Below are 23,917 nucleotides of genomic sequence, written 5' to 3' on the forward strand. Positions count from 1 at the left end.
CGGCCATTATCGGCAGAGTATAACGGTGCAAAGGGTGCTTCATCAATCTGGCTGAAAACGTGTTCGTAAAATATGGGAGCCCAACTGGCCATTAAGCGTTTTTGTTGACTGGGGTGTAAATGCTGGAAGTCATCAAACAAGCGTTCCTGAAGGTGTGAATTATTTTTGCGAAACATTTATATTCGCTCACTTTCAAATATCGTTATGTTTATAATAATAATATTCGACTTCAAGCAGAAAATCCCTGTTCGCAATACCTACAAAACCTTATTTCATAAGGGCTTTAGGTCATTTTCTCTCGGCAACTGATACCCCTGTGCAGGGGGAGTTTTCGCAGTAGAATCATATGTAAAATAGATAAATTCTATTTTACAAACTTTTCTAAAGAAATTCTAAAAATAGAACTATATAATATAACACATACCTTTAACTTACCTATGAAACACTTCTCCAACCCAGCGGTTTAGCTGGGAATTTTTTTGTATTAGGGAAGTTAAGAGCATCTTTTAGTACCTTTTATACAGACCACAACCTGATGATTAGATAAAGCAAAGAAGCCGTCCTGGATATGAAGGCTTCTTTGCTTGCAGTTGTTCTTATTGTTTTGGTCGTGCTTTGATGCCGTTAGTCTGTGAAAAAACCTTGCCAGCGGCTTTGTTGCTTAGTTGGTCGTTTTTTTTACCTCCGTAGGGGCCTTGCTGCTGTTGCTCCAAACCATCCGGCCCGTGCGTTGACTTCAAATTATTGTCGTAAATATTACTCATATACATCATCACCTCCTTAAGATAGTATCTCCTCCATTGAAGTTTTCAGCACGTAGGAGTTCTTGTTACAGAAATATTGACGGATATTACCCTAAGACGCCAAGCCCCTGCTTGTGTCTTAATATTCGCAGGGCGTCTCGGGCAGTAACTGAATTTTATGAAAAGATGTTGGAACCAAGCGGACTTAAAGTTACGCAATATTCCTTGTTGCGGCATCTTGCGCAGGTAGAAGCCGGTCAAAATTACGGAACTTGCTAACTTTATGCGGATTGATCGCACTACTTTAAATCGGAACATAAAGCCGCTTATTGAGGCCGGTTTTATTGAAGTTAATGCGGGGGTGGATCCCCGTTCCAGGCAAATATTGTTGACCGCGGAGGGAAAATCTGTAATTTATGTGTGGAAAATTGTCCGGCAAGAGCGCTGGATGAAGAGGGAAAAACAGATGTAATAAGGATGTCTAAGCCATTCCCAGCCTTATGGCTTAATGGGCGATATTACTTTCCAGTTACAACGTTTAGGCAAGTCCCCCGAAGAGCAAAAAAAGATGCTATGGATGAACAATATGCCCGCTTGAAACAAGCAGCATATTTGGGCAATCAATATATGTGTTATAATTGCCTAAGGGTGTGCCCGCTTGGTTTATAAAATGCATTAGCAATATCGATTTCATAGTCAATTATGTTATACTCATTATAGTATACTAATCAACTTTTATCATGATGGCACTGTTGATTTTAGCACTATATTGATTACCAGGGAGTAACTATGATTATTATCGATAGCGGGCAAATGATTGATCATCATATGAAAAGTGATTTTCCCATAAAAATTAGACGTGTCGAGTATTATAAGCCGGGACCAATTTTAAAAAAACACTGGCATAAAGAGTTTATGATTTTCTACATAGAGAAGGGCTGGGCGGTCATTCACTGCAACTCGCTAGCAATCCCGGTTAAAGCCGGCGACCTGGTTGTTATCAATTGCAATGATATCCATTATATAGAAAACTGCAGTGATCACCTTATTGAACGGTACGTTATTGTTGATTTTGCTTTTTTGCTCAGCCACAAAGATGACATATGCCAAACTAAGTATATTGTCCCTTTACTGGAAACCCACATCCGGTTTCACAATAAGATTGAAAATGACGAGAAACTGAAGAGTCAGGTAATTAGACTCATTCAGGAATACGAACGGCAAGGCGTTGGCTATGAATTGCGGACCAAAGCGAATCTCTACCTTATTCTTGTTTCTCTTCTCGAACGGCACCAAGTGCCGACTGCTGATAGAGAAAAGCTCAATCATCAGCAACAACAACTTTATCCGATATTACAGTATATAGAAGAACATTACAGCCAAAAAATTATGCTGAAAGATTTATCGGCAATTATCAACATGAGTCCCCATCACTTATGTCGACTGTTTAAAAAGCTTATGGGGACGCCTCCTATCGAGTATATCAACCACTTACGTATCAATGAGGCTATGAAACTTTTACGGAAGCATCGTTTGTCAGTTAGCGAAGTTTCCATGATTGTCGGCTTTAATGATAGTAATTATTTTAGCCGTTTATTTAAAAAGTATCATAATATTTCTCCCAAAGATATAAGACGTTCTTAGACCAAAAAAGTTTCTAACATACTAAGTTTAGATTAATCCGTAAAAGCCCAGAATAAGGTAAAATGGGATGCCATTTACCTTATTCTGGGCTTTTACATGATAGGCTGTTGGTTTAGGCCGTTATCATAAATAACGGTGGGTGAGATGAGTAAAAATTTGGTAAAAAATATTGGTAAGGCTTTTAATTTTATGATAAATATGGTATACTACTAAATAAGAATATTACTATTAAAGGAGGCTATTATGGATCGACTAATCGACGTTTTGCGAAATAAAGGGTATAAGATTACTCCGCAAAGACGGGCTGTTATTACTGCGTTGTCCGAGTGCGGACAGTTTCCTACAGCTCAGCAAATCTTGGAACATGTAAAACAAACGAATCCGGATGTGAGCTTAGATACCATATATCGCAATCTAAGTCTATTTGTTGAACTGGGAATAGTTCACGAAATCCAAACATGCAATCAGGATGGCAATCGCTTTGAGATGGTCACCACAGGGCATCATCATCATGTCATTTGCCTTGATTGTGGCAAAGTCCAATGTTTACATTTTTGCCCCATTAGTAGTGCGGAAATAGAGAAAGTAGAAGAAAATGGTTTCGCGATAGTTTCTCATTCACTTGAATTTTACGGTTATTGTCAGGAATGCCGGGCCGCCGGGCAGTAAGAAAAATTATAGGCGGTACTGCTAAGACAGTAAAAAAAAGTAAGAGTTAGAAAATATGATCCGCTTGGAGGGATATGATGTTTAAGTTAGTACGTTTATTATCAGTTTTGATTATTAGTTCCATGCTATTAGGCGGTTGTGGACAGAATAAGGTATCGGAAAGTCAAACAAACGCAAATAATACAATGTCTAAGAACAGCTTTGCCATCGTAACTTCTTTTTATCCCATGTATGTTTCCACTATTAATGTTACCAAGGGAATTCCCGGGGTTCAAGTAATTAATATGACTAAGCCGCAAACTGGCTGTTTGCATGATTACCAACTTACACCGGAAGATTTGCAAAAACTTGAAAAGGCAAACGCATTTGTTGTCAACGGAGCGGGAATGGAAGCTTTTCTGGATAAGGTTGTTAAGCAACAGCCTCAATTGAAAGTTATTGATGCCAGCAAAAATATTGAGTTGTTAAAAGATGAAACAGGCGAAGAAAATCCGCATGTATGGGTCAGTATTTCCAATGCTATTCTTCAAGTTAAAAATATTGCCGAGCAACTTTCTGCCGCAGACCCTGCAAATGCGGCGAAATATAAAAGTAATGCCGACGAATATGTAGCAAAGCTGGAGGCTTTGCGGGCTATGATGCATACATCCTTGCAGGCTGTCAAAACCAGAGATATTATTACTTTTCATGAGGCGTTCCCCTATTTTGCCAAAGAATTTAACCTTAATATCGTTTCTGTAATTGAAAGAGAGCCTGGGACGGAGCCGTCGCCGAAAGAATTAGAAGATACCATTGAAAAAGTAAAAGAACTCCATGTAAAGGCTTTATTTGCCGAGCCGCAGTACCCGGCAAAAGCCGCTCAGATGATTTCCCAGGAATCAGGAGCGAAAGTGTATACACTTGATCCTGTAGTCACAGGCGAAGCTAAGCCTGAGGCTTATGACGACTACATTAATATGATGAAGAATAATTTAAATACATTGAAAGAGGCATTGCAATGACAGTCAGTGAAAGACATCCGCATTCCTGTGCTGAAAATAAGTGCCGTCAATTGTGTTGTACGAAGATTGAAAATTTTAGCGTTAGTTTTGGAGGAGCGACCGTTTTTCAGAATGTAAATCTTCATATTCACTGTGGGGAGCTTACTGCCGTGATTGGACCCAATGGTGCGGGTAAGAGTACGCTTCTAAAAGCTATACTTGGTGAAGTGAAGCATTTAGGCACATTAAGATACTTTGATGCCAAAGGTATCCGGACTGGACATCCTTGTATCGGCTATGTGCCTCAATATTTAAATTTTGATCTCAGTACACCTACCAGCGTGTTAGATCTTTTTATGGCTTGTTTGACCAGCTTTCCTTCCTGGCTCACCTGTTCCCAAAGCATCCGCCAGAGAGTTCGCCATGATCTTGCTAAAGTTAAGGCCGAACACTTGATTGACAGAAGGTTGGGGGCACTTTCGGGCGGCGAACTGCAGAGAGTATTGCTGGCTCTTGCCCTTGACCCCATACCTGATTTGCTGCTGATGGATGAACCGGTTTCAGGAGTTGACCAGAATGGATTGGAGTTGTTTTACAACATGGTTTCCGATCTGCGTGCGAACCATGATTTATCCATTATTTTAGTATCTCACGATCTTTCCATGGTGGCCAAATATGCGGATAGAGTAGTTCTTTTGGATGGAACTGTTGTGTGCAACGGTACACCGGCAGAAGTATTTAATGATGAGCGTACAAAAAACGTGTTTACCATGCTGTTGCCTTATGGTTGTGAAGATAAAGACATACCGGCAAAGCAAAAAGGAGGATATTCATGTTAGAAGGCTGGTATGCATTGGTAGATTTCGTTCTGCCGTTTCAATGGATAGGACACAATTTTATGAAAAACGCATTTTTGGCAGTGCTTTTAGTGACACCATTGTTCGGCATATTAGGCACAATGGTGGTTAGCAATCGCATGGCCTTTTTTTCCGATTCGCTGGGACACGGAGCGTTTACCGGGATTGCAATAGGGGCTTTGCTTGGCGGGATAAAACCATTAACGGCAATTATTGTATTTTCGGTAATTTTTGCCAGTATAATTACTATTATAAAACATAGAAGCGGGGCATCAACTGATACGATTATCGGGGTTTTTTCTTCGACAGCCATAGCGGTAGGTTTGATTATTATGTCCCAGGGCGGAAGTTTTACAAAATATTCGTCTTACCTGATTGGCGACTTATTAAGTATAACGCCTACGGAAATTGGCATGATTTTGATGGTGTTTATTGGAATTTTATTTTTGTGGCTGGTCATATTCAATAAAATACTGCTTATCAGCATAAATCCATCGCTCGCAGCCAGTAGGGGCATCAATACCTTGACTAATGAAATATTATTTTCTTCGGCACTAGCAGTTGTTGTTGCTATTAGCATTCAATGGGTAGGCCTGCTGATTATCAATTCTATGCTGGTGCTGCCGGCAGCTGCGGCCCGGAATATAACCACTAATATACGGCAATATCATCTTGTTTCTGTTTCCCTTTCGCTATTTTCAGGAGTAACGGGTTTGATATCTTCCTATTATTGGAATACCGCAACAGGGGCAACCATTGTACTTATTGCTGCTGTCCTATTTTTTATTACTTTTTCTATCCGCCACAGATTGACCTTGTAACGAGCGGACTCTGACCCTGTGGAAAGAATTCCCTAATAGAATAATTACTACATTACGGCAAAAGTTTTTAACTTTGCCGTAATGCCATTTTTTTAGGTAATGATTTTTATATGGCATATCGGTTTTCCAGCGGTGTGCTGTATTAACTTTTTCCTAATGGCAAGGCGTGGAATACATCCGTTTAGGCCAAAAGGGAGATTTTTTTGTCAGCAAATCTAATAAAAAAATATATTTAAAATATTATAAATTTTTTTAAAAGACACAAAATATTGGCAGGAGTTTTGTAATGAATCTAGAAATAAACTTGTGTAGACATGTAGGCAACTATACAAAAGGGTTACGACATGTGATTCAGAGAAGGAAAGGGAACTTATTTTTTGAAGAAGTCTTACCTGGAAATCCAGAGTTTAGTGAAACATATGAGGAGGGGCAACATGGAAAGTCAACTGAAAAAAGAAGAGTATAGTCAGTATCGGTGGGCAATTTTGGCTTTAATGTTTTTGTGCTTTATATTCACTTTTGTCACTCGTTTTGCCTGGCCGCCTTTAATTCCTGTTGTAGTGCCCGCGCTGGCGATGAAAATGACGCAAGCAGGCGCATTTATGAGTGCCTTTTATTTTGGTTATGTGATTACGCAAATTCCTGCGGGGATATTGGCTGACCGGTTTGGTGTACGCCTGATATTGGGGGCAAGTTTAGTCATAGAAGGACTGTCCACGTTCGGTATGGGATATATGTCAGGCTATGATACAGGATTATGGCTGCGGGCTATTACAGGCTTAGGCGCCGGTGCTGTTTTTGCTGCATGCTCCAGAGCGCTGATGGAATGGTTCCCGGCTAAAGAACGGGGAACGGCTTTCGGCATTATGCTAGCTGCCCCCTCAGGCGGTATTGTGCTATCCAATTATATAGTGCCTGCCTTGAACCAGGCTTTTAGCTGGCAGGGTGCATTCCAAGTAATTGGCCTTGCTACTGTAGTTTTAGGCATAGCCATTTATTTTATGGTAAAAACATCTAATCAGCCTAAAGGTGAAAAAAGTATGTTTGCAGGCATCAGGGGGGTGCTCAGCAATAAAAATATTCTTTTAACATCGGCGGCGGGCTTCTGTCTGATGTGGGTGGAATTGGGGACCGCTACCTGGGCAAATGCTTATATTAAAAAGTTGGGCTTTTCTATCGCAGATGCCGGTATGGTTATGATTTTTTATGGGATTGGCGGCGTTGTCGCGCCAATGGTCTCAGGTTATATTTCGGATAAAATAGGCAACCGCAAACTGCTGCTGATTATCTCTTATATTTTAATTATTCCGTTAACCGTATATTTTGGTTACCAAACTACTATTAATATGCTAAGTATCGTAGGTTTTCTCTTCGGTTTTTGTTCTTATCTGGCCAACCCGCAATTAACGGTATTAATATCGGAATTTGCTGGTAAAGAGTGGGCTGCAACCGCTAATGGTTTTTCAAACTTTATTTTTCAGACGGCTTCAATGGTTGGCCCATTACTCTTAGGATGGTCGATAGACACGACCGGCAGCTTCAATACGGTATGGTATATGATGGCTGCGGGTCCGCTTGTCGGGATTATAGTGCTGTTGGGAATTGGTAAAGGCAAACCGTCTATTTCCTCTGCCAAATAGAATATACGTAGAGATTAAAGAATTTTATAAAGGAAGAGAGTGATGTAAATGTCTGTAGACATGAAGGAGATTTTTGAACAACGGCTAGGCAGATACCAGGCAGCTATTGCGCTGGCGCCGGTGGACCGAATTCCCATTGGCATTGGCAGCAATAATTTTGCCGAGTCTTATACCGCCAGTAAACAAGAAGTTGTTTATGACCCGCAAAAATGGCTTCAGAGTGAGATGGATTTCATTCGCGATTTTCCTGAGTTTGATGTCTTGAGAAATAATCGGTTTTGGGCTCCTATGTATGACGCCCTTGGTGTTAAGACCTATAAGTTTCCCGGCCGCGACCTGGAAACTCATGTTGCCATTCAATTTTCTGAAGCCGAGAATATGCTCGCCGATGAATATGACCCTTTAATTGCCAATCCGGCGCAGTTTATGCTGGAAAAGTTTTTGCCGAGAATTTTTGGCGAAATGGACAAGGGTTCAGCACGTTCGCATTTTGCCTTCCTTAAAGCCGGTCTGGCGCCGGGGATGTTTGCTGAAATTATGCGCAACCGGTCTATTCAATTGCAAAACCAGTGCGGTATGCCTCAACCCATGAACGGAGCCTTTGTTGCCCCTTTTGACGCGCTGGGTGACGTATTGCGCGGTTTAACCGGTGTGCTTCGCGACATTCGCCGCCAGCCTGATAAAGTACTGGAGGCGTGCGATGTATTAGCACCGATTATGGCCCGGTTTGCTTTGTCGACTGCCGATCCCTTGCGCCGCTATCCGATATTTGTACCTACACACAAGCCAATGTTTATGTCACCCAAACAATTTGATACTTTCTATTGGCCTTCTTTTAAGAAAACAATGGAACTGATTATTGCCGGCGGCTATAAAATTAGGCTGTACATGGAAGGGGACTGGGGTAAGCATTGGCATCATATGCTAGAGTTGCCCAAAGGTTCGGTACTCTGTGATATAGATGATCAAGGTGATATTTTTAAGGCAAAAGAAGATATTGGACATCATATGTGCATTGCCGGCGGTGTTCCCAGCCAAATGTTTATTCTTGGCACTCCGGAAGACGTTGATGCCAGAGTTAAAAAATTATGTGAAAAACTCGGTGCAGGTGGCGGCTATATTATGGGGGGAGGATGTTATCTGCCGGTAAATTCCAAACCTGAAAATGTGCGGGCTATGGTGGATGCTGTTATGAAATATGGTTGGTATGACAAGACTATTAAGCCCAGACCACTGCCTCCCTTACCTGTCAGTGAAAAGATACCAGGATTAGGTGAGCAGCAGGTTCTTACTCCTTGGGAGATTAAGAAGGCTGACTGGGGCGGTGTAACCGGTGATGAGGCGCTTATTCGTAAACCGTGGGAAACTATTGAAGGTATGGCTTTCAACTGGTTGTGGAGTTGGGCGATGTAATGCGATCAGTTGACAGGTAGTTGTTGTAATAGATAAATGGCCAGCTTAGCAAAAGCATCATTTGCAGATAATAAGCAAATGATGCTTTTGCATGCCTTATATCACAATCGTTCAGGAGGGAAGAATTCTCAATATGTAGAAGTTACTCCAATAAAAAATTTCATAAGGTGGATACAAAACATATGGATAAAATTAATAAAAACTCATTCACTCCTCCCTTTTATCAGTTGGCAGCGATAATCGAAAAAAAAATAATGGAAGGAGAGTTTAAACCAGGCGAACCATTGCCGTCGGAAAATGATCTTGGCCGCGAATATGAATTAAGCCGGACAACAGTGCGCAAGTGTCTTAGCTTACTCGCTGAGCGCGGAATGATTAGCGCCCAGCAGGGACGCGGGACCTTTGTATCAAGACCTTCGTTAGACCGGGCAGTGTTTGTAATGGAAGATTTTAAAACTCAAATGAAAAGGCAAGAAAAAGAAGTAGGCTACAAGCTTATTAATGTCCGGTTTCGTAAGCAGCTTCCGGAATTTGCTCTTAGACTGGGGATGACCCCGGATGAAGGAATCTTGTATTATTGCAGGTTGCTTACAGCTAACGCGGAGCCGGTGGGAATCGAGCACAAGTATATGTGTTATAAAAAGGGCAGGCCAACGTTGGAGAATGAGTTTCAGTATAAGGCCTTTTCCGAAATTATCGCCATTCATACGAATTTTTTACCAGTGAGGAGTCAGGCTGTGCTAACGGCCGAGAGTGCAAGTGAGTATGACGCTAATTTTTTGCATATTAGTACAGGCGATCCCGTCCTCCGGTTGCAGCAAGTTTTGTATACGAGGGATGAAAAACCTGTTGGCATTGGTGTTTTTTATTATCGCAGCGACCGTTATTCATTAATTTCAGATATCCATCCATTAAAGGGGGAACGTTAAGGTGCTTGCAACGCTGGCAAAAGCCATCACCGAACTTGATGAGTCATTGGCGCTTCAATTAGTTACCAAAGCACAGACAGAAAGTATACCTACGCTTGATATAGTGGAAGAATGCCGTTCCGGCCTGGTGGCAGTTGGTGAACGATATTCACGCGGGGAATATTTTTTAGGCGATTTAATTTTGTCTTCAGAAATTTTCACAGAAATAATGGACATGCTTGGTCCTTCGCTGGAAGCCGCAGAGAAAAAGCTGGTCACAGGAAAGGTTGTTTTTGGTACTGTCGAGGGCGATATCCATGATATTGGCAAAAATCTGGTTGGCTCTTTATTGCGGTGTTATGGCTATGAGGTCTATGATCTTGGCGTGGATGTGCCCCCGGATAAATTTATGTTGGCGCTTACCGAAACCGGAGCTCCCATTTTGTGCTTATGTACTTTGCTTTCACCAGGGGTTGAGGTATTAAAAAAGACAGTTCAACTTGTTCGCCTTATTGACAAGGAAGCAAAAGTTAAAATTCTTATTGGTGGGTTAGTTAACGAGAATGTAAGAGAATATACCGGGGCGGATGCATGGGTGGATGATGCCCGGCGGGGAGTCGAAATATGTTTGGCATGGAGCAAACATATCCCCAGGTAACGCTTCTTATCTGATTGATTTCCATCTGAGATTGTAGTTACTGTCGGTTTCCTACTTTGGGAATGTTGGGTAGCCATCCGCGGTGAAGCATTAACTGGAGCAAGCGAAAGTCCCATTGGAGACCGTTGTTTAATATCTGATTAAGAGCCATGGCAATTTCAAGCTGATAACATTGTTGCAAAGATAAAAAAGTAGCTAATTGCGAGGTCCTGGCCATAGTACCAATAGCTATCGCGATTTCCATGTCAGTTAAACAAACTTTTTGGGGATAGTCCACCTTATTGTGCAGAATGGGTGATGAAAAGTGTACTTCAGGCAATTCAGCATTCCCTGCGCACATAAGACGCTCAAGCTCCTCAATTGCCGGGATGGTTTGTTCATAAATGGCCTGCTTTATTATCTTTTTAAGTTCATTATCTTGAGCTTGGTTATAAAAAGAGCTAAGGATAGGGATATTATGTCTGGCCTGAAGCAGTAAGCCAAACAGGCCGGCTGCCTCCATGTAGTTCAGCGGTTCTTTATCGACTATGGATTGTACGATTGTGCGCGCATATGCTTTTAGCTGATCGAGTATAGTCACTATATGTCCTCCGTGATTGCTAAGACGGTATCTATGCAAGTATCTGTTTTTATCGCAATAAAATTGCTCCGGGGTTATTGTTTTCAATTTTAATAAGAGTCCATAAGATTTTCTTCTGACAGGGTGTTAGTGACCCTCCCGCTGGTGTTTAACTTCCTACTAACATTCTCGGCAAATCTTTATTGGATACGGTACTAGCAACTGGTGGTGGTAGCCGCTTGCTGGAATTTTGGGGGATTAAGTATAGGGTTTTCCTGCTTAATGAGATTTATGTATCATTAATAGGTATAATAGTTTGGACCATCCTGGATACTAATTCTATGGAGGGATAGTATGTCTACAATAGGGCAGGAAGACAACCAGCAAAATAACCGGACAACAGGTCAAACTACGAAAGATCAGCAACAAGCAGACGAAACCATACCGCTTAGTGAAACAGGCCGGCAGCTTTCCGGGCAAATTGATAAACAAATACAGCAGTTTGGACAGCAGCTTAAATCTAAATCAAATCAGGAATTAAAGCAGATATCTGAACAATTAGAAGCCGTAGAACGCGAAATGCTGTTAGCGAAAATAGATAATCAGTTGCAAACGATTAAAGAAACCGCTTTCAGGCCGGAGGGGGATATTGCTCCGATAAGCCCAGACGGAGGTAGTTCGATATAACCTCTACCTGAGCGTCCGTCTGATTAAGTAAATGGCTTTGATAAGCAAAAGAAGGCATAAACCCGTCGATTAACGGCTATTTATGCCTTCTTTTTATGATAATTGCATACTTGTGTTTTAGAACTTAATAATCGAAGAGAGTGTTATAGAGCAACTCTATATAGAGCCGAGAGACCGGAAAAATTATATCCATGTCCGAAAACGGCCAGTATTTTATGTTATTCATTGCTATAATGAACTGGGGGAGATGGAAAGATGACGCAAACCAACATACCGGAATTGCTTTTGGATAGAAAAGCCTGCTATGCTGCCATGCAGGCACACGATGTCCGGTTTGACGGCCGCTTTTTTTGTGGGGTTTCTTCTACCGGCATATATTGCCGGCCCATTTGCCGGGTAAAACTTCCCAAAGAAGAAAACTGTACTTTTTTTATCAGTGCTGCTGCCGCAGAAGCGGCTGGATACAGGCCTTGCCTTAGATGCCGTCCGGAATTGGCCCCGGGGATGGCTCCGATTGATTCGGCCGCGCGTTTGGCGCGAAGTGCCGCTTTAATTATGGCTGAAGATTGTTGGAATACCCACAAAATTTCAGACTTGGCGGCGATGCTTAACATTACCGACCGGCACCTGCGACGCGTTTTTCTGGCTGAATTTGGTGTCTCGCCAAGCCGATATTTTAAGACTCAGAAATTATTGTTAGCAAAAAGCCTGCTTACGGACACACGGCTGGCAGTGACGGATGTGGCACTGGCTGCGGGGTTTGGCAGCATTCGCCGCTTTAATGAATTATTTAAAAAATACTATCACCTTGCACCCAGTGAGCTACGAATGAAAGCCGCACGCATGGGGAGAAACAAGGACGGAATTACCCTATTTCTTGGCTATCGACCGCCATATGCCTGGGATAGTTTGCTGTCGTTTTTAGCAAGCAGGGCGCTTCCGGGAGTTGAGAGTGTGGCCCAAGATGCTTACCGCCGTACAGTTGCTATCCCGAAAAGTGGAACAATTTATTACGGGTGGATTGTGGTAGAAAATAGGCCAAAACTGAATGCCCTGTCCGTAACTATTTCGGCAGGACTATTGCCGGTTTTATCTCAGGTATTAGCCAGGATCAGGTTTCTATTTGACCTTAACTGCAGTCCGGATAAGGTATATGAAAAGCTTGTCATTATGAATGAGATTGTAGCCAATATCTATGTGCCTGGGATTCGTGTACCGGGGTGCTTTGATCCGTTTGAAATGTCAGTACGGGCTATTTTAGGGCAACAGATAACCGTTAAGGCAGCCAGTACGTTGGCCGCGCGACTGGCTACCGCCTTCGGCAACAAATTGGATACTCCATTTCCAGAACTTCAGTTTACGTTTCCTCAACCGGAAAGATTCTGTTCCCTGGAAAGACCGGTTGAGAACTACCTGGGCCCCCTCGGTATAACAAAAGTTAGAGCCCGGTCCATAGCCGCCTTGGCGTCGGCGGTTGTGGCTAAATCCTTGACGCTTTCCAGCAGTGCCGGTCCGAAAGATGTGATGGAAAAACTTTTGGAGGTTCCCGGGCTTGGTCCGTGGACAGTCCAGTACATTGCGCTGCGGGCGCTTGGTTGGCCTGATGCTTTTCCCCATACCGACTATGGGGTGAAAAAGGTCCTTGCTAATCGCTCACCGCAAGAAATATTAAATTTATCGCGGGATTGGAGTCCGTGGCGTTCCTATGCGACTATTTTGCTTTGGAATTTTCTTGCGCAAAAGTTTGCGGATAAGAAAGATGGGAGTTGAGGCCATTGATTTACACGTGTTCATTAGATACCCCGCTAGGGGCTATGAGAGCGGCTCAAAAAGATAATACCCTTGTTGGCTTGTGGTTTATTGGACAGAAATATTTTCCCCGTCAAACGGCTAACTGGATTTACGCGCCTGATCAACCGATTTTCATAGCACTGCGCAATTATCTTGCCGATTATTTTGCCGGCAACCCCGGAACATTTGCCGGCAGGCTTAATCCCCAAGGATCACCGTTTCAAAAAACGGTGTGGGATATTTTGCTGCAAATTCCGCTGGGGCAAGTTGCTACTTATGGACAAATAGCCAGGTGGGTTGCTTGTAAGCAAGGGCTGCCTTCCATGTCGGCCCAGGCTGTAGGAGGGGCTGTCGGGCATAATCCTATTGGAATTTTGATTCCCTGTCATCGGGTTGTTGGCTTCGATGGAAATTTAACAGGTTATGCCGGCGGACTGGATAAAAAAAAGGCGTTGTTGCAAATCGAGAAAGTGAATTTAGAAAAGTGGCATAAGGCAAAATGGCTTGGAAAACCGTGGGAAAAGAAGGATTAGTTAAAACAATGATTAAGTAAATAAGTAATTACCTTGAAGGGGGAGGATGGATAATGGCTCTTTTTAATCAGATAGCTCATAGATACGATAGTTGGTACACTACTCCTCGCGGTCAACTAGTCGATACTATCCAAAAGAAAATGGTTCGTGATTTGGCAGAGCCTCAGCCAGGGGAAGTGGTTCTGGATCTGGGGTGCGGTACCGGCAATTATAGTATTGAATTAGCTAATTATGGCTGCCGGATAACTGGGATCGATATTTCTGAAGGAATGCTTGCGGAAGCCAAAAGGAAAGCGAATAATCTTAATCTGGCAATTGATTGGCGGCAGGCAGATCTCGCAAGCTTACCTTTTTCTGAAGAAACTTTTGACCTTGTTTTGACAGTTACAGCTCTTGAATTTGTTTCCGACCCGCGGGGCGCACTACTGGAGGCAATGCGTGTACTTAAACCCGGGGGCCGTTTAATCGTTGGTGTTCTAAGCAGTGACAGTTCCTGGGGAGAAATGTATCGAAAAGAAGCTGTTGATAATCCGGAAAGCGTCTTCGCTGCTGCGCATTTATACGGGCAAGATGAGCTAACAAGTTTACTCCCCAATTGTATGAGAATATTGGGCGGGCTTTTTATCCCTCCCGGCTCTCCTGAAATTAACATTACAGAAGCAGCAAATATCGAGAAGGCAAGGCAGTTGGAATATAACAGCTTTATAAAAAATCATGCTAAACCGGGTTTTTTGGTTGCTAGATGGAATAAGTCCCACACTTCAATATCCAACCGCTATGGGTTGGCAAACTAAACTTTTGTTAATAAATGCGGCCATGACGGTCATGCCGCCTCCCTTGCAGGGTTTGCGTTGGAAATCGATCAAAAGGGCGCTGACAAAAATATCTTTTTTCTTTTTCAACACGCTGAAGAAACGGGAGACGGTGCTGTTCAGTGCGCTTCCTTCATTAAAAAGCATAATATCAAGGAAATTTTTGCTTACCATAACCGCAGCGGGATGATTCTTAATTCTATTAATATAATCGACGGAACCAGTTTTTGCGCGTCCAGGGGGATGATTATCCATATGGAAGGCCTACCTGCTCATGCCAGTGAACCGAAGAAAGGAGCAAATCCGGCTTTTGCTATTGCTAGGATTATTGACGCTATTCCGGAATTCACCTCCGCGGAGAAGAACAAAGGTATGGTGCTTTGCACTGTTATTCAGGTAGATAAAACTACATCCCCACTTGCTTAAGAGTGGGGATGGTAGTTTGCGTTATGAAGGGAAAAGTCCAAACAACATTCATCCGTTACGAAGGCTTGGAATAATCCCGCGGTCGTTTTTTGGGCCAGAGGAAGCAAAACTTCGGCCGCCATGTTATAAAGAGAGTCATCGCCTTCATAACGAACCCAGTCAAAAAAGTCGGCTGCGATGTGAGCATTATTAAGGATAAGAGATTGGGGCTTTTCCTGGTACATGCCCTGTGTTGACACCGCAAATTGGCAGCAGCGGTTTTGAACCCATATTTCAAACTGCTTATGTCCGTTAAAGAGCTTAGCCCGTGCATGATGGGGAACACATAAGTCCTGAAGCAGGTGAGCTGCCGCTCCCAAGAAAAATACAGCTTCTTTAAAATTATTTTGTGCAGCGTATTGTAAAGCTAACCGGTAGTACATGTCAAAGTTTTCGAGTGCATTGGTAAAGTGCCACAGCCCTTTGTTTGAACAGGGCTCAAAATAATGATGTATGTTTTTCCAGTCCTTATCAGCCCAGTACACCCCGGCGTTAAGTTCTGCTAAATAATAAGTAAGTAGAACTGCGGTCTGCTCAAATCCATCATTTTTTATTATGGAAAGAGCCTGGCGATTACAAAATTCGTGTGTCAATCCGGGTTTATCCACTAGGTTTTGGAGAGGAGACATAGCCGTCAGTACCAGGTGGAGGCAAGTTTCCGCAGATGGCTGTTTAGTAGTAATAATCATTGTTTTCTCCTCAAGACTATTTTTGATAAAAAGCCGTTAGCTGGCGGGGAATAGCGTATTGGGGTTATCTATACAAGCAGAAAGCCTATTGGCAACATGATTTGCTGCGTCAGGCTGGCGTAGCGCGCGGGCTTTAGACTGCATATCCTGCAGGATTTGCGGTTGTTGCAAAAGCTTTTCGACAATAGGGGTAAGGCTAACGGAAAGTTGCAGTGCGACTCCCTGACGGGTTAGGAAGTCGGCATTTTCTTCTTCCTGACCGGGTAAAGGCTTAAGCAAAAGAATCGGAAGTTCCATCGCTAATGCTTCACTACAGGTTAAACCACCAGGTTTTGTCATTAGCATGATCGATTTTGCCATGAGCTTGTGAATATGCTCTGTATAACCAATGACTGTAAGCGGATGAGTCAAAAAAGTTTTCGCTTTGAGGTTCAGTAAATTTTTTTGTAATTTTTTATTTTTTCCTGTGACTACTACTATATGGATTTTTGTCTTTGCTGCTTGCAAATTGACCACAGTCTCTTCAACTGCGCCGAGCCCAAGGCCTCCGCCCATGATTAATATTATTGGCATATTAGCGGTTTTGCGGGAAATGCTGCTCTGAAAATTAGTGAATTTAGGCGAGATTGGTATTCCAGATACAAAAATGCGCTTAGTGCTGATTCCCCGTTTGGCAAGAAATGCTTTTATTTCATGATTTGCTACAAAATATTGATCAATCTCAGCATGTATCCACATTTCATGAGCGGAGAAATCTGTGGTCACTGCGACCAGGGGAGTGGCAAGCTGCCTGGTCCGTCTTAAATAGGCGGCGGTGCAGCAGGGAAAGGGATGTGTAAAAACCAGCAAATCAGGAGTGTAATTTTGCAGTAATTGCAACAGTTTCATTTTCATAAGATAGGCCGTAATATTTTTGATACTAGTACCGGAATATGTTTCTTGGGACCAATGATAAAGAAAATCATAAACATTTGGGAAAAAATCGATCATTTTTAAATAAGCTTCTTTGATTAGTCTGCCTAAGGAATTTGTCTGGTCCAAGAAATCAACAACTTTAATATCAGCGGAAGGGGAAATACAAATCAGTTCATCACGAATAGCGTTAGCCGCCTGGGTGTGGCCATCACCGACCGAAGCTGATATTATCAGCACCTTTCTACTTATGATACTCACCCCTTTAATTAAAGTAAGGTTCTAGATTCATTGTAGCAAAGCAGGTGGTTGGTGCTGTTAAGACTGTGTTATCTTAAGATTAAAATTTATTCTTCTACCCGGGAAGTACGCTAGCGTGCAATAAAGGACGTTGTTGATGAAAGTCTGAGTGGATATTGTACCACCTAATTAATTTTGCAAAAGCAGCATAAAGGGGAAAAGGGTGCAACCCATTTTTTATAGTGTGCTCGAATAAATTACTTATGGCAATTTGGCGGTGAAAATGCTCAATTGTTCCAAACCGCCGCGAAGTAATTCCCCATTGTAAGCTGGTGCCTGCCCCAAAATGATCGTCGGCTAGTTGGGCATTATTTTGTGAGTTGATGTTTTTTTCGGCCGTTTGCAGAACTGTTTGGATGCGGGTCTTGTTATGGCTGTAGATTGGTATGATGTAATTCTGCAGTATTCGAATTGCTTCTTTCAATGTTCGTTTTGTACTCATTCTGGCAAAAATCAGGCCGTTATACATGTCGGCAAACACATGGAAATAGATAATGCCTGCGCCTTCAACATTTTTTCCTGAGAGACACTTGTAAACCAGCATTTCGCCCGGCTGGCTTGGACGAACATCACGATCATGCAATTCCGGATGAATTTTATAGATAAATTTTAACTGGTCAGGGTTCAGTTCATTGCCGCAGCCTAGGAACAACCGGTTTAACAATATGTTGCAGACTGCTTCGTGGTTCTTCAGGCCAGATTGGCATTTTAATTGCCGCAATGCTTCTAACGTTATTGAGAAATGAATTTCACGCAGTTGAGTTAAAAGTTGAAAGTCGTTTAGATTGGGGTTTTGCAGATATATATAACTAAGATGCCGCTGCATATCGCTAAGTTCCTGTTCGGATTCGATAGGGGTGTGGATCATTTTCCTTTTTAGATTCATCATGATGATCGCCTCCTAATAGTAATGCCGGCGAGGATGTGTAACCATCATCGCCGGCACCTCATTGTGAAAACTAACTAAACATAACATAAGCAAATTAATCTATGGCAATAATTATATATGAATAAGCTGTTGTCAGCAATAGTTATTTTATCGAAAAATAAATTCTGCAGTTTGCTGTTTCCCTAATTTTCGCAGTTTAACATTATTTGGTTTTGTATATTCCCAATGAATTACTGAGCAGCCTTGTTAAGCAACGTAAAAATTATGAACAAAAAGTAGTTTGAGGCTGGTATTGACGTGATTTGGGTTTAGTTGTAATATGAATGCAAGACCAATTTCCATACAAGTTAGGGGATTGTCTTGGAGTTTTTGAACAGAGATTTTTATAATCCAGGAAACGATACAAACTTTGAATAGATTGATTTACTGGTACAATGTAGTATCGACTGTAAGCAAGCAACTGCTTTTTGCAGTTGTTTTTTTTGCGGTTAAATAGAGTTTGTTCTGTTTGCCGAGACTTGGAACAAGCTGTGCTCTTTAGGGAAAGATGTAAATAGACGCGAAGGGAGAGTGGCTTTGATGATTGATCTGGACTTAACGATTTCCCAAATTCTTGAGATGTATCCCGAAACGCGGGAGGTCTTTATTATGAACGGATTTCCACAGTTTGCCGATAAGGACATTCAGAGAGATTTGGGCTCCGTACTAAAATTAAAAACTGCGTTAAACAGCAAGAATTTAAATTTAGAGGCCTTCGTTAAACTGCTTGAAGGAAAAATTCACGAAGTTAGGCAGTACTCCCGTCTGTCATCCAATATAAAAGCAAACGGTCAGTGTCTTAATTTGCTTGCACTTTTGCCTTGTCCGTTGAAGGTCCCCTTGCAAGGTGAGCTGCAACTGATGCTGAATCATCTTCACAATGAGAAAGGGTTGGATTTACATTATAATATTGACACTTCAGCCAATAAGTATATTCATTATGAAGATTATATTCCGTATTTTGCAGAACCGGATGAAATTCCGGATCTTATTATAACAACAGGTTAGAATTTTTGCATGAGAAATTTGTTGAACGGTTTGTTGAAACCGGGATTTTTCTGCGGGCAACCGGCCAACAAGTCAACCCGCAGTTTGTTTCGGCAGGGTTAGTTGATCCCCAGGGGCATTTTTTCGTTTTAGCAGTGAATGCCCTGGTTATGGTTATCGATAAAAAACGTTTGGGCAGCTTACCGGTTCCACGCACCTGGGGTGATCTCTTGCAGCCGGCATTTGAAAAACAAGTTGTGATGCGTGGCCACGGTGATATTTATTGCGATGCTCTGCAGCTTTATTTCTATAAGGACTATGGCAACGCTGGCATTACCGGACTGGCCCGGGCAGTACGGTATGGACTGCATCCGGCGCAAATGATAAAGGAATTAAGCAGCTCCCGCCCGGAATTACCACCCATATATATCATGCCGCGCTTTTTTGCAGAAACCCTTCACGGCCATAGCGACATTGAAATTATCTGGCCGTCAGACGGAGCGCTTGTCTATCCGGTATCACTTTTGGTTAAAGCCAATAAAACGGCAGAATTAAAGGAATTGGTTGATTATCTGACCGGACCGCAGGCGGCTCGCGTTTTCGATGAGGCATTTTTCCCGGCAGCTCATTTTGCGGGGTGTGGCAGCCTGCCGGAGAATGCCAGCTTTAAATGGGTTGGCTGGAATTATATACGAAGCTGCAGAATTGAAAGGCTGCAACAGGAGTTGAACGATCGTTTTGTGGCCGCATGGAAGGGAGGAACTTTGTCATGCAGCTAATTACAGTAGCCGGTCCGCCTTCGTCCGGCAAAACATCTGTTTTAATTAGAATAGCCGAGATGTTGCAAAAACAAGACGAACGCCATTTAGGGGTTATTAAATTTGACTGCCTTTCTACCGGGGACCGGGAACTGTACCAAAATAAAGGGATTCTTACGCGCGTGGGGCTGTCGGGCAACTTATGTCCGGATCATTTTTTTATCAGTAATATTGAGGATTGTCTGGCGTGGGCAATTAACAGAAAGCTTGATCTGTTAATCACAGAGAGTGCCGGTCTGTGCAATCGTTGCTCACCCCATATTAAAGGTGCGCTGGCCGTTTGTATCATCGATAATTTGAGCGGTATACATACTCCCCAAAAAATTGGGCCTATGTTGAAATTTGCCGATGTAATCATCATTACCAAGAGTGACATTGTATCGCAGGCAGAACGGGAAGTCTTTGCTTTTAAAGTACGTCAAGCTAATCCGGGGGCGGTAATTACTCATGTAAACGGTATTACCGGTCAAGGGGCGTTGGAAGCAAGCCGATTGTTTCGGAAAGCGGCAGCGTTAGACACTCTGCAAGGCTATTCGCTGAGATTTACAATGCCGGCAGCAACTTGTTCTTACTGTCTGGGACAAACACGAATTGGTGAAGATTTTCAAATGGGTAATGTAAAAAAGATGGATCTTGCTTGATTATATGCTGCAATTGGAGGAATTTGCCGTGCAGGGGCAACTTGGAAAAATAGCGGTAGGCGAATTAGTAAAGTTATTTCCCTATGCCGAAGATTTTTTCGCAGCTTTACCGGTCACGCCTAATCCGCAAGTAAGTGTGAATGATTTTTTTCTTGGACTTGAGGACGGGCTGTTAGAGGAGTTAGGACAAAGCTCGGAGGATTTAATCAAACAATTTAATGAGTTTATGCGGCAAATGGAACAGATAAGGAAGGTTGATGAGCCAGTTAGCTCGATTACAATTATCGGCGGACAGGATAAGGACGGTATGGCGGAAGATGTTTGCCTTACCATATATGCAGGTGAAATTGTTTGCATTGTTGGCTCTACCGGATCGGGGAAAAGCCGGTTGTTAGCAGATATAGAATGGCTGGCTCAGCGGGATACACCGACAGGCCGTAAAATCTTAATCAATGACCAGCTGCCAACTGCGGGAAGGCGCTATTCCATTCAACATAAGCTGGTTGCTCAGCTCTCGCAAAATATGAACTTTGTTATGGATCTTACTGTAAGTGAATTTTTGCGGATGCATGCGGAAAGCAGGATGGTAAGAGATCTTGAAACAGTGGTAGCCAATGTGATTTTGCAGGCGAATCGCTTAGCGGGAGAGCAATTTTCGGCGGAAACCCCGGTTACTTCCTTGAGTGGCGGACAATCACGCGCGCTAATGATTGCTGATACTGCTTATCTAAGTGCTTCGCCGGTAGTATTGATTGACGAAATTGAGAATGCCGGTATTGACCGTCAAAGCGCTCTAAAACTTTTAGTGGATAAGCAGAAAATTGTTTTGATGGCCACGCATGATCCTATCTTGGCGCTTATGGGGGATAAGCGGTTGGTTGTTAATAACGGTAAAATTAGTAAAATACTAACTACTACAGATAAAGAACGGCGCAATCTGGAAATTTTAGAAAAACTTGATCGACAGTTAACTGATGTCAGAAATGCGCTTCGCCGCGGAGAAAATATTGATACATTGCCCGAGACGCTTAGGGGGAGCGAAGTTATTTAATTTACCAATGTATCTAAACTCGCTTCAGCATGATTGCTCAGGCGATTTTTTATTTTGGGCGAATTTGCAAGGCTGTACATAATTCATAACAATTTAGTGAGAAGGGGACTTTGGCTACATAAAAATGTCTTGGTAAAAATTTTACAGAATAACATAAAAACTAAAAGACAGTAATAATTGCTTGGTTACGCTAAAAGGAATGACCGCCAGGAATATTGAACTATTAATTATAATTTGAACAGAAACTGGCGGGGGTATATATGGGTGCTAAGGAATTAAACAGTGATTTCGAAAAATTGAAAATGGGCTTGGATTGTTTTCATGGCAATATTGTTATTGCCGACAATGACGGCAGAATTATATTCCTGAATGAGTATGCCCGTAACCTTTATAACCTGACAAATGAAGAAGCGCATACTATGAAAATTCATGACCTTGTTGATCGGGGGATTATCGATAGATCGGTTTGCGTTGAGGCCTTTGAAACCAAAGAAACCGCTATAGGCTGTCTCAAAACGGCAACAGGAGTCGATCTGGATAGTGTAGGCTTCCCCGTTCTTAATGAAAAGGGCGATCTGCTTGTAGCAGCAGCTTATAGTTATGACGGACAGTTTATGAAAGTATTGATGGAACAAATTGAAAATGAAAAGAAGAAAAATCGCCATATTAAACGCACACTTAAATATTTGCAGGGAGCGAACAATAAATATAAATCTTTTATTATTGCTGACGAAAAAATGAAGAATCTCTACCATGATGTTAAGAAAATTGCACGGGCGGAAAGCAATATATTGATTTACGGTGAAAGTGGAACCGGCAAAGATGTTATGGCAAACTATATTCATCAAAACAGCAATAGACAAAATGAAGTTTTTATTCCTATCAATTGCGGAGCCATTCCCAGTGAGTTGATGGAAGCGGAATTTTTTGGCTATGAGAAGGGTGCTTTCACCGGTGCGAATAAAGAAGGTAAGGCCGGAATATTTGAAATGGTCGACAAAGGAACACTTTTTTTAGATGAAATCGGCGAGTTGCCATTGTCTCTTCAGGCCAAGCTGTTACGCGTGTTAGAATCCGGAGAAGTTAAGCGGATTGGCAGTAGTAAACCTATTTTTATTGATGTGAAAATTATTGCGGCAACAAATAAAAATTTAAAATCTATGGTAGAGAAAAAGCTTTTCAGGGAAGATTTGTATTACCGGCTCAATGTAATTCCCATTATGATACCGCCGCTTAGGCAACGACCTAAAGATTTAATTGAATTAGCAAAATACTTTGTAGATGAGTTTAACAAAAAATACGAATGTGAGTTAGTTTTGAATAGTGATCTAATCAGCAGATTTAAATCGTATCGTTGGCCTGGCAATATACGTGAATTAAAAAATGAAATTGAACGGATGGTTATTTCGTCTCAGACAAACTCAATTTTTATCAGTGGACTTAATACTATAGAAACTGAACAGGAAGAAAAGACAAGAGAAAAAGCAGAAAGAATCGATTATCTTCCAGGTATTAACTATAAAGGTGAATTAAAAGATGCAGTAAGAGTTTTTGAAAAGAATTTTATTAAAGCTGCCTTGGCGGAATGTGATGGCAAGGTTGCAATGGCAGCCAACCGATTAGGGATACATCGTTCGGTTTTGTACAAAAAAATTGAGCAATATAAATCAGAAGAATAGTGGATAAATAACAAATTTTTGTTGTCCGCAACGGTAACGTTGTGGACTTTTTTATGCAACTACTTGTCTCTGGAGTGAGACAAGTAGCTGATGTGAGACAAAAACAGTCGCAAATAAAAGACAATTTACCGATTTAAAAATGTAGAGGACGCTCTTTTTTGTCGATAAAAGCCGGCTTGTAGTTAGTGGCATTAACATATTTTAAGGCAAATAATGTTTGGCACGGATATTGCATTAACTATTAATAGTAAGAATAGTAAAAATAGTAGGAGATGAATACTTGTACGTGCTGTTTGACTGAATTAAGTCGGGCTATGTGAACACAAGAAAGTTGATTTCAATGAATAGGAGAGAAGAACGAATCATGAACAAGACTACCAGAAAAATGAAAACCATGGACGGAAACACAGCAGCGGCTTATATATCGTACGCCTTTACCGATGTGGCAGCGATTTTCCCGATTACGCCGTCTTCGAATATGGCGGAAAGTGTGGATGAGTGGGCGTCCCAAGGCAAGAAAAACCTATTTGGGCAGACGGTGGAAGTTGTGGAAATGCAGTCAGAAGGCGGTGCCGCCGGAGCGGTTCATGGCTCGTTGCTGGCCGGAGCACTCACAACGACCTATACGGCCTCGCAAGGGCTGTTGCTGATGATTCCCAATATGTATAAAATTGCCGGTGAACTGTTACCGGGGGTATTCCATGTCAGCGCGAGAATCGTGGGCGCCAATGC

25 protein-coding genes and 2 pseudogenes are annotated in these 23,917 nt (G+C 42.2%); 22 read left to right on the forward strand and 5 right to left on the reverse strand.

Going from position 1 to position 23,917, the window contains the following annotated elements:
• Nucleotides 1-596: 596 nt before the first annotated feature.
• On the reverse strand, nucleotides 597-764 hold the full coding sequence (locus BLR65_RS30220) for a hypothetical protein (protein ID WP_169716694.1): 168 nt from the start codon (nucleotides 762-764) through the stop codon (nucleotides 597-599).
• A gap of 262 nt (nucleotides 765-1,026) precedes the next feature.
• On the opposite strand from BLR65_RS30220, the gene BLR65_RS26420 reads away from it, so the two are divergent.
• From BLR65_RS26420 to BLR65_RS26465, 10 genes are all read left to right on the forward strand, one after another.
• Nucleotides 1,027-1,215, forward strand: a complete 189-nt coding sequence (locus BLR65_RS26420) for a hypothetical protein (RefSeq protein WP_245693067.1) — start codon at nucleotides 1,027-1,029, stop codon at nucleotides 1,213-1,215.
• A 317-nt stretch (nucleotides 1,216-1,532) separates the two neighbouring features.
• On the forward strand, nucleotides 1,533-2,387 hold the full coding sequence (locus BLR65_RS26425) for a helix-turn-helix transcriptional regulator (protein ID WP_093797457.1): 855 nt from the start codon (nucleotides 1,533-1,535) through the stop codon (nucleotides 2,385-2,387).
• 243 nt (nucleotides 2,388-2,630) lie between these two features.
• Complete coding sequence (locus BLR65_RS26430) at nucleotides 2,631-3,056, forward strand: Fur family transcriptional regulator (protein WP_093797459.1); 426 nt, start codon at nucleotides 2,631-2,633, stop codon at nucleotides 3,054-3,056.
• A 77-nt stretch (nucleotides 3,057-3,133) separates the two neighbouring features.
• Nucleotides 3,134-4,057, forward strand: a complete 924-nt coding sequence (locus BLR65_RS26435; RefSeq protein WP_093797461.1) for a metal ABC transporter substrate-binding protein — start codon at nucleotides 3,134-3,136, stop codon at nucleotides 4,055-4,057.
• Complete coding sequence (locus BLR65_RS26440; protein WP_093797463.1) at nucleotides 4,054-4,875, forward strand: metal ABC transporter ATP-binding protein; 822 nt, start codon at nucleotides 4,054-4,056, stop codon at nucleotides 4,873-4,875. The genes BLR65_RS26435 and BLR65_RS26440 overlap by 4 nt, the downstream gene beginning before the upstream one ends.
• The gene (locus tag BLR65_RS26445; protein ID WP_093797465.1) at nucleotides 4,869-5,714 is read left to right on the forward strand and encodes a metal ABC transporter permease; all 846 of its coding nucleotides are present in this window, start codon (nucleotides 4,869-4,871) and stop codon (nucleotides 5,712-5,714) included. The genes BLR65_RS26440 and BLR65_RS26445 overlap by 7 nt, the downstream gene beginning before the upstream one ends.
• 434 nt (nucleotides 5,715-6,148) lie before the next feature.
• On the forward strand, nucleotides 6,149-7,354 hold the full coding sequence (locus BLR65_RS26450; protein ID WP_093797467.1) for an MFS transporter: 1,206 nt from the start codon (nucleotides 6,149-6,151) through the stop codon (nucleotides 7,352-7,354).
• 48 nt (nucleotides 7,355-7,402) lie between these two features.
• Nucleotides 7,403-8,767, forward strand: coding sequence for a uroporphyrinogen decarboxylase family protein (locus BLR65_RS26455; RefSeq protein ID WP_093797469.1), 1,365 nt, complete (start codon nucleotides 7,403-7,405; stop codon nucleotides 8,765-8,767).
• A 182-nt stretch (nucleotides 8,768-8,949) separates the two neighbouring features.
• A complete protein-coding gene (locus BLR65_RS26460) occupies nucleotides 8,950-9,696 on the forward strand; it encodes a GntR family transcriptional regulator (protein ID WP_245693068.1) in 747 nt (248 codons plus the stop codon).
• A 1-nt stretch (nucleotide 9,697) separates the two neighbouring features.
• Nucleotides 9,698-10,333, forward strand: coding sequence for a cobalamin B12-binding domain-containing protein (locus tag BLR65_RS26465; protein WP_093797473.1), 636 nt, complete (start codon nucleotides 9,698-9,700; stop codon nucleotides 10,331-10,333).
• 37 nt (nucleotides 10,334-10,370) lie between these two features.
• On the opposite strand, the gene BLR65_RS26470 is transcribed toward BLR65_RS26465, so the two are convergent.
• A complete protein-coding gene (locus BLR65_RS26470; RefSeq protein ID WP_093797475.1) occupies nucleotides 10,371-10,913 on the reverse strand; it encodes a DUF3231 family protein in 543 nt (180 codons plus the stop codon).
• Nucleotides 10,914-11,246: 333 nt separating this feature from the next.
• On the opposite strand from BLR65_RS26470, the gene BLR65_RS26475 reads away from it, so the two are divergent.
• The 6 genes and pseudogenes from BLR65_RS26475 (at nucleotide 11,247) to BLR65_RS31190 (ending at nucleotide 15,141) form a co-directional block, all read left to right on the forward strand.
• On the forward strand, nucleotides 11,247-11,579 hold the full coding sequence (locus BLR65_RS26475) for a hypothetical protein (RefSeq protein ID WP_093797477.1): 333 nt from the start codon (nucleotides 11,247-11,249) through the stop codon (nucleotides 11,577-11,579).
• Nucleotides 11,580-11,834: 255 nt separating this feature from the next.
• Nucleotides 11,835-13,349, forward strand: a complete 1,515-nt coding sequence (locus BLR65_RS26480) for a DNA-3-methyladenine glycosylase 2 family protein (RefSeq protein WP_176772813.1) — start codon at nucleotides 11,835-11,837, stop codon at nucleotides 13,347-13,349.
• A gap of 5 nt (nucleotides 13,350-13,354) precedes the next feature.
• Nucleotides 13,355-13,903, forward strand: a complete 549-nt coding sequence (locus BLR65_RS26485) for a methylated-DNA--[protein]-cysteine S-methyltransferase (protein ID WP_093797479.1) — start codon at nucleotides 13,355-13,357, stop codon at nucleotides 13,901-13,903.
• 53 nt (nucleotides 13,904-13,956) lie between these two features.
• Complete coding sequence (locus BLR65_RS26490; RefSeq protein ID WP_093797481.1) at nucleotides 13,957-14,697, forward strand: class I SAM-dependent methyltransferase; 741 nt, start codon at nucleotides 13,957-13,959, stop codon at nucleotides 14,695-14,697.
• Between the two features lie 57 nt (nucleotides 14,698-14,754).
• Nucleotides 14,755-14,904 (forward strand): annotated as a pseudogene (locus BLR65_RS31955) (hypothetical protein); the annotation flags it as partial.
• Nucleotides 14,905-14,970: 66 nt separating this feature from the next.
• A complete protein-coding gene (locus BLR65_RS31190; protein WP_245693070.1) occupies nucleotides 14,971-15,141 on the forward strand; it encodes a hypothetical protein in 171 nt (56 codons plus the stop codon).
• Here BLR65_RS31190 and BLR65_RS26500 read toward each other — a convergent pair.
• The 3 genes from BLR65_RS26500 to BLR65_RS26510 form a co-directional block, all read right to left on the reverse strand.
• A complete protein-coding gene (locus tag BLR65_RS26500) occupies nucleotides 15,138-15,869 on the reverse strand; it encodes a zinc dependent phospholipase C family protein (RefSeq protein WP_093797485.1) in 732 nt (243 codons plus the stop codon). The genes BLR65_RS31190 and BLR65_RS26500 overlap by 4 nt on opposite strands.
• A 36-nt stretch (nucleotides 15,870-15,905) precedes the next feature.
• Nucleotides 15,906-17,042, reverse strand: a complete 1,137-nt coding sequence (locus BLR65_RS26505) for an MGDG synthase family glycosyltransferase (RefSeq protein ID WP_093797488.1) — start codon at nucleotides 17,040-17,042, stop codon at nucleotides 15,906-15,908.
• 94 nt (nucleotides 17,043-17,136) lie between these two features.
• Nucleotides 17,137-17,970: a hypothetical protein gene (locus tag BLR65_RS26510; protein ID WP_093797490.1), complete on the reverse strand. Its 834-nt coding sequence runs from the start codon at nucleotides 17,968-17,970 to the stop codon at nucleotides 17,137-17,139.
• A 579-nt stretch (nucleotides 17,971-18,549) separates the two neighbouring features.
• Between BLR65_RS26510 and BLR65_RS31195 the strand changes: the two genes are divergently transcribed.
• The 6 genes and pseudogenes from BLR65_RS31195 to BLR65_RS26535 form a co-directional block, all read left to right on the forward strand.
• Nucleotides 18,550-19,017, forward strand: a complete 468-nt coding sequence (locus tag BLR65_RS31195) for a DUF1858 domain-containing protein (RefSeq protein ID WP_245693071.1) — start codon at nucleotides 18,550-18,552, stop codon at nucleotides 19,015-19,017.
• 5 nt (nucleotides 19,018-19,022) lie between these two features.
• The gene (locus BLR65_RS31200) at nucleotides 19,023-19,775 is read left to right on the forward strand and encodes an ABC transporter substrate-binding protein (RefSeq protein ID WP_245693072.1); all 753 of its coding nucleotides are present in this window, start codon (nucleotides 19,023-19,025) and stop codon (nucleotides 19,773-19,775) included.
• Nucleotides 19,766-20,455 (forward strand): GTP-binding protein, encoded by a 690-nt coding sequence (locus tag BLR65_RS26520; protein WP_093797492.1) that lies wholly within the window; start codon nucleotides 19,766-19,768, stop codon nucleotides 20,453-20,455. The genes BLR65_RS31200 and BLR65_RS26520 overlap by 10 nt, the downstream gene beginning before the upstream one ends.
• Nucleotides 20,456-20,483: 28 nt before the next feature.
• Nucleotides 20,484-21,506, forward strand: a complete 1,023-nt coding sequence (locus BLR65_RS26525; RefSeq protein WP_245693073.1) for an ATP-binding cassette domain-containing protein — start codon at nucleotides 20,484-20,486, stop codon at nucleotides 21,504-21,506.
• A gap of 260 nt (nucleotides 21,507-21,766) precedes the next feature.
• Nucleotides 21,767-23,185 (forward strand): sigma-54 interaction domain-containing protein, encoded by a 1,419-nt coding sequence (locus tag BLR65_RS26530; RefSeq protein WP_093797494.1) that lies wholly within the window; start codon nucleotides 21,767-21,769, stop codon nucleotides 23,183-23,185.
• 340 nt (nucleotides 23,186-23,525) lie between these two features.
• Nucleotides 23,526-23,917 (forward strand): annotated as a pseudogene (locus BLR65_RS26535) (pyruvate:ferredoxin (flavodoxin) oxidoreductase); the annotation flags it as partial.

The sequence above is a fragment of the Sporomusa acidovorans genome (genome assembly GCF_900101845.1).
GTDB lineage: Bacteria > Bacillota > Negativicutes > Sporomusales > Sporomusaceae > Sporomusa > Sporomusa acidovorans.

What these genes read in the sequence shown, in the direction of transcription:
- BLR65_RS30220 (WP_169716694.1), bottom strand. Translation starts at nt 764, where the DNA reads ATGAGTAATATTTACGACAATAATTTGAAGTCAACGCACGGGCCGGAT.
- BLR65_RS26420 (WP_245693067.1), top strand. Translation starts at nt 1,027, where the DNA reads ATGCGGATTGATCGCACTACTTTAAATCGGAACATAAAGCCGCTTATT.
- BLR65_RS26425 (WP_093797457.1), top strand. Translation starts at nt 1,533, where the DNA reads ATGATTATTATCGATAGCGGGCAAATGATTGATCATCATATGAAAAGT.
- BLR65_RS26430 (WP_093797459.1), top strand. Translation starts at nt 2,631, where the DNA reads ATGGATCGACTAATCGACGTTTTGCGAAATAAAGGGTATAAGATTACT.
- BLR65_RS26435 (WP_093797461.1), top strand. Translation starts at nt 3,134, where the DNA reads ATGTTTAAGTTAGTACGTTTATTATCAGTTTTGATTATTAGTTCCATG.
- BLR65_RS26440 (WP_093797463.1), top strand. Translation starts at nt 4,054, where the DNA reads ATGACAGTCAGTGAAAGACATCCGCATTCCTGTGCTGAAAATAAGTGC.
- BLR65_RS26445 (WP_093797465.1), top strand. Translation starts at nt 4,869, where the DNA reads ATGTTAGAAGGCTGGTATGCATTGGTAGATTTCGTTCTGCCGTTTCAA.
- BLR65_RS26450 (WP_093797467.1), top strand. Translation starts at nt 6,149, where the DNA reads ATGGAAAGTCAACTGAAAAAAGAAGAGTATAGTCAGTATCGGTGGGCA.
- BLR65_RS26455 (WP_093797469.1), top strand. Translation starts at nt 7,403, where the DNA reads ATGTCTGTAGACATGAAGGAGATTTTTGAACAACGGCTAGGCAGATAC.
- BLR65_RS26460 (WP_245693068.1), top strand. Translation starts at nt 8,950, where the DNA reads ATGGATAAAATTAATAAAAACTCATTCACTCCTCCCTTTTATCAGTTG.
- BLR65_RS26475 (WP_093797477.1), top strand. Translation starts at nt 11,247, where the DNA reads ATGTCTACAATAGGGCAGGAAGACAACCAGCAAAATAACCGGACAACA.
- BLR65_RS26480 (WP_176772813.1), top strand. Translation starts at nt 11,835, where the DNA reads ATGACGCAAACCAACATACCGGAATTGCTTTTGGATAGAAAAGCCTGC.
- BLR65_RS26490 (WP_093797481.1), top strand. Translation starts at nt 13,957, where the DNA reads ATGGCTCTTTTTAATCAGATAGCTCATAGATACGATAGTTGGTACACT.
- BLR65_RS31190 (WP_245693070.1), top strand. Translation starts at nt 14,971, where the DNA reads ATGGAAGGCCTACCTGCTCATGCCAGTGAACCGAAGAAAGGAGCAAAT.
- BLR65_RS26500 (WP_093797485.1), bottom strand. Translation starts at nt 15,869, where the DNA reads ATGATTATTACTACTAAACAGCCATCTGCGGAAACTTGCCTCCACCTG.
- BLR65_RS26510 (WP_093797490.1), bottom strand. Translation starts at nt 17,970, where the DNA reads ATGATGAATCTAAAAAGGAAAATGATCCACACCCCTATCGAATCCGAA.
- BLR65_RS31195 (WP_245693071.1), top strand. Translation starts at nt 18,550, where the DNA reads ATGATTGATCTGGACTTAACGATTTCCCAAATTCTTGAGATGTATCCC.
- BLR65_RS26520 (WP_093797492.1), top strand. Translation starts at nt 19,766, where the DNA reads ATGCAGCTAATTACAGTAGCCGGTCCGCCTTCGTCCGGCAAAACATCT.
- BLR65_RS26530 (WP_093797494.1), top strand. Translation starts at nt 21,767, where the DNA reads ATGGGTGCTAAGGAATTAAACAGTGATTTCGAAAAATTGAAAATGGGC.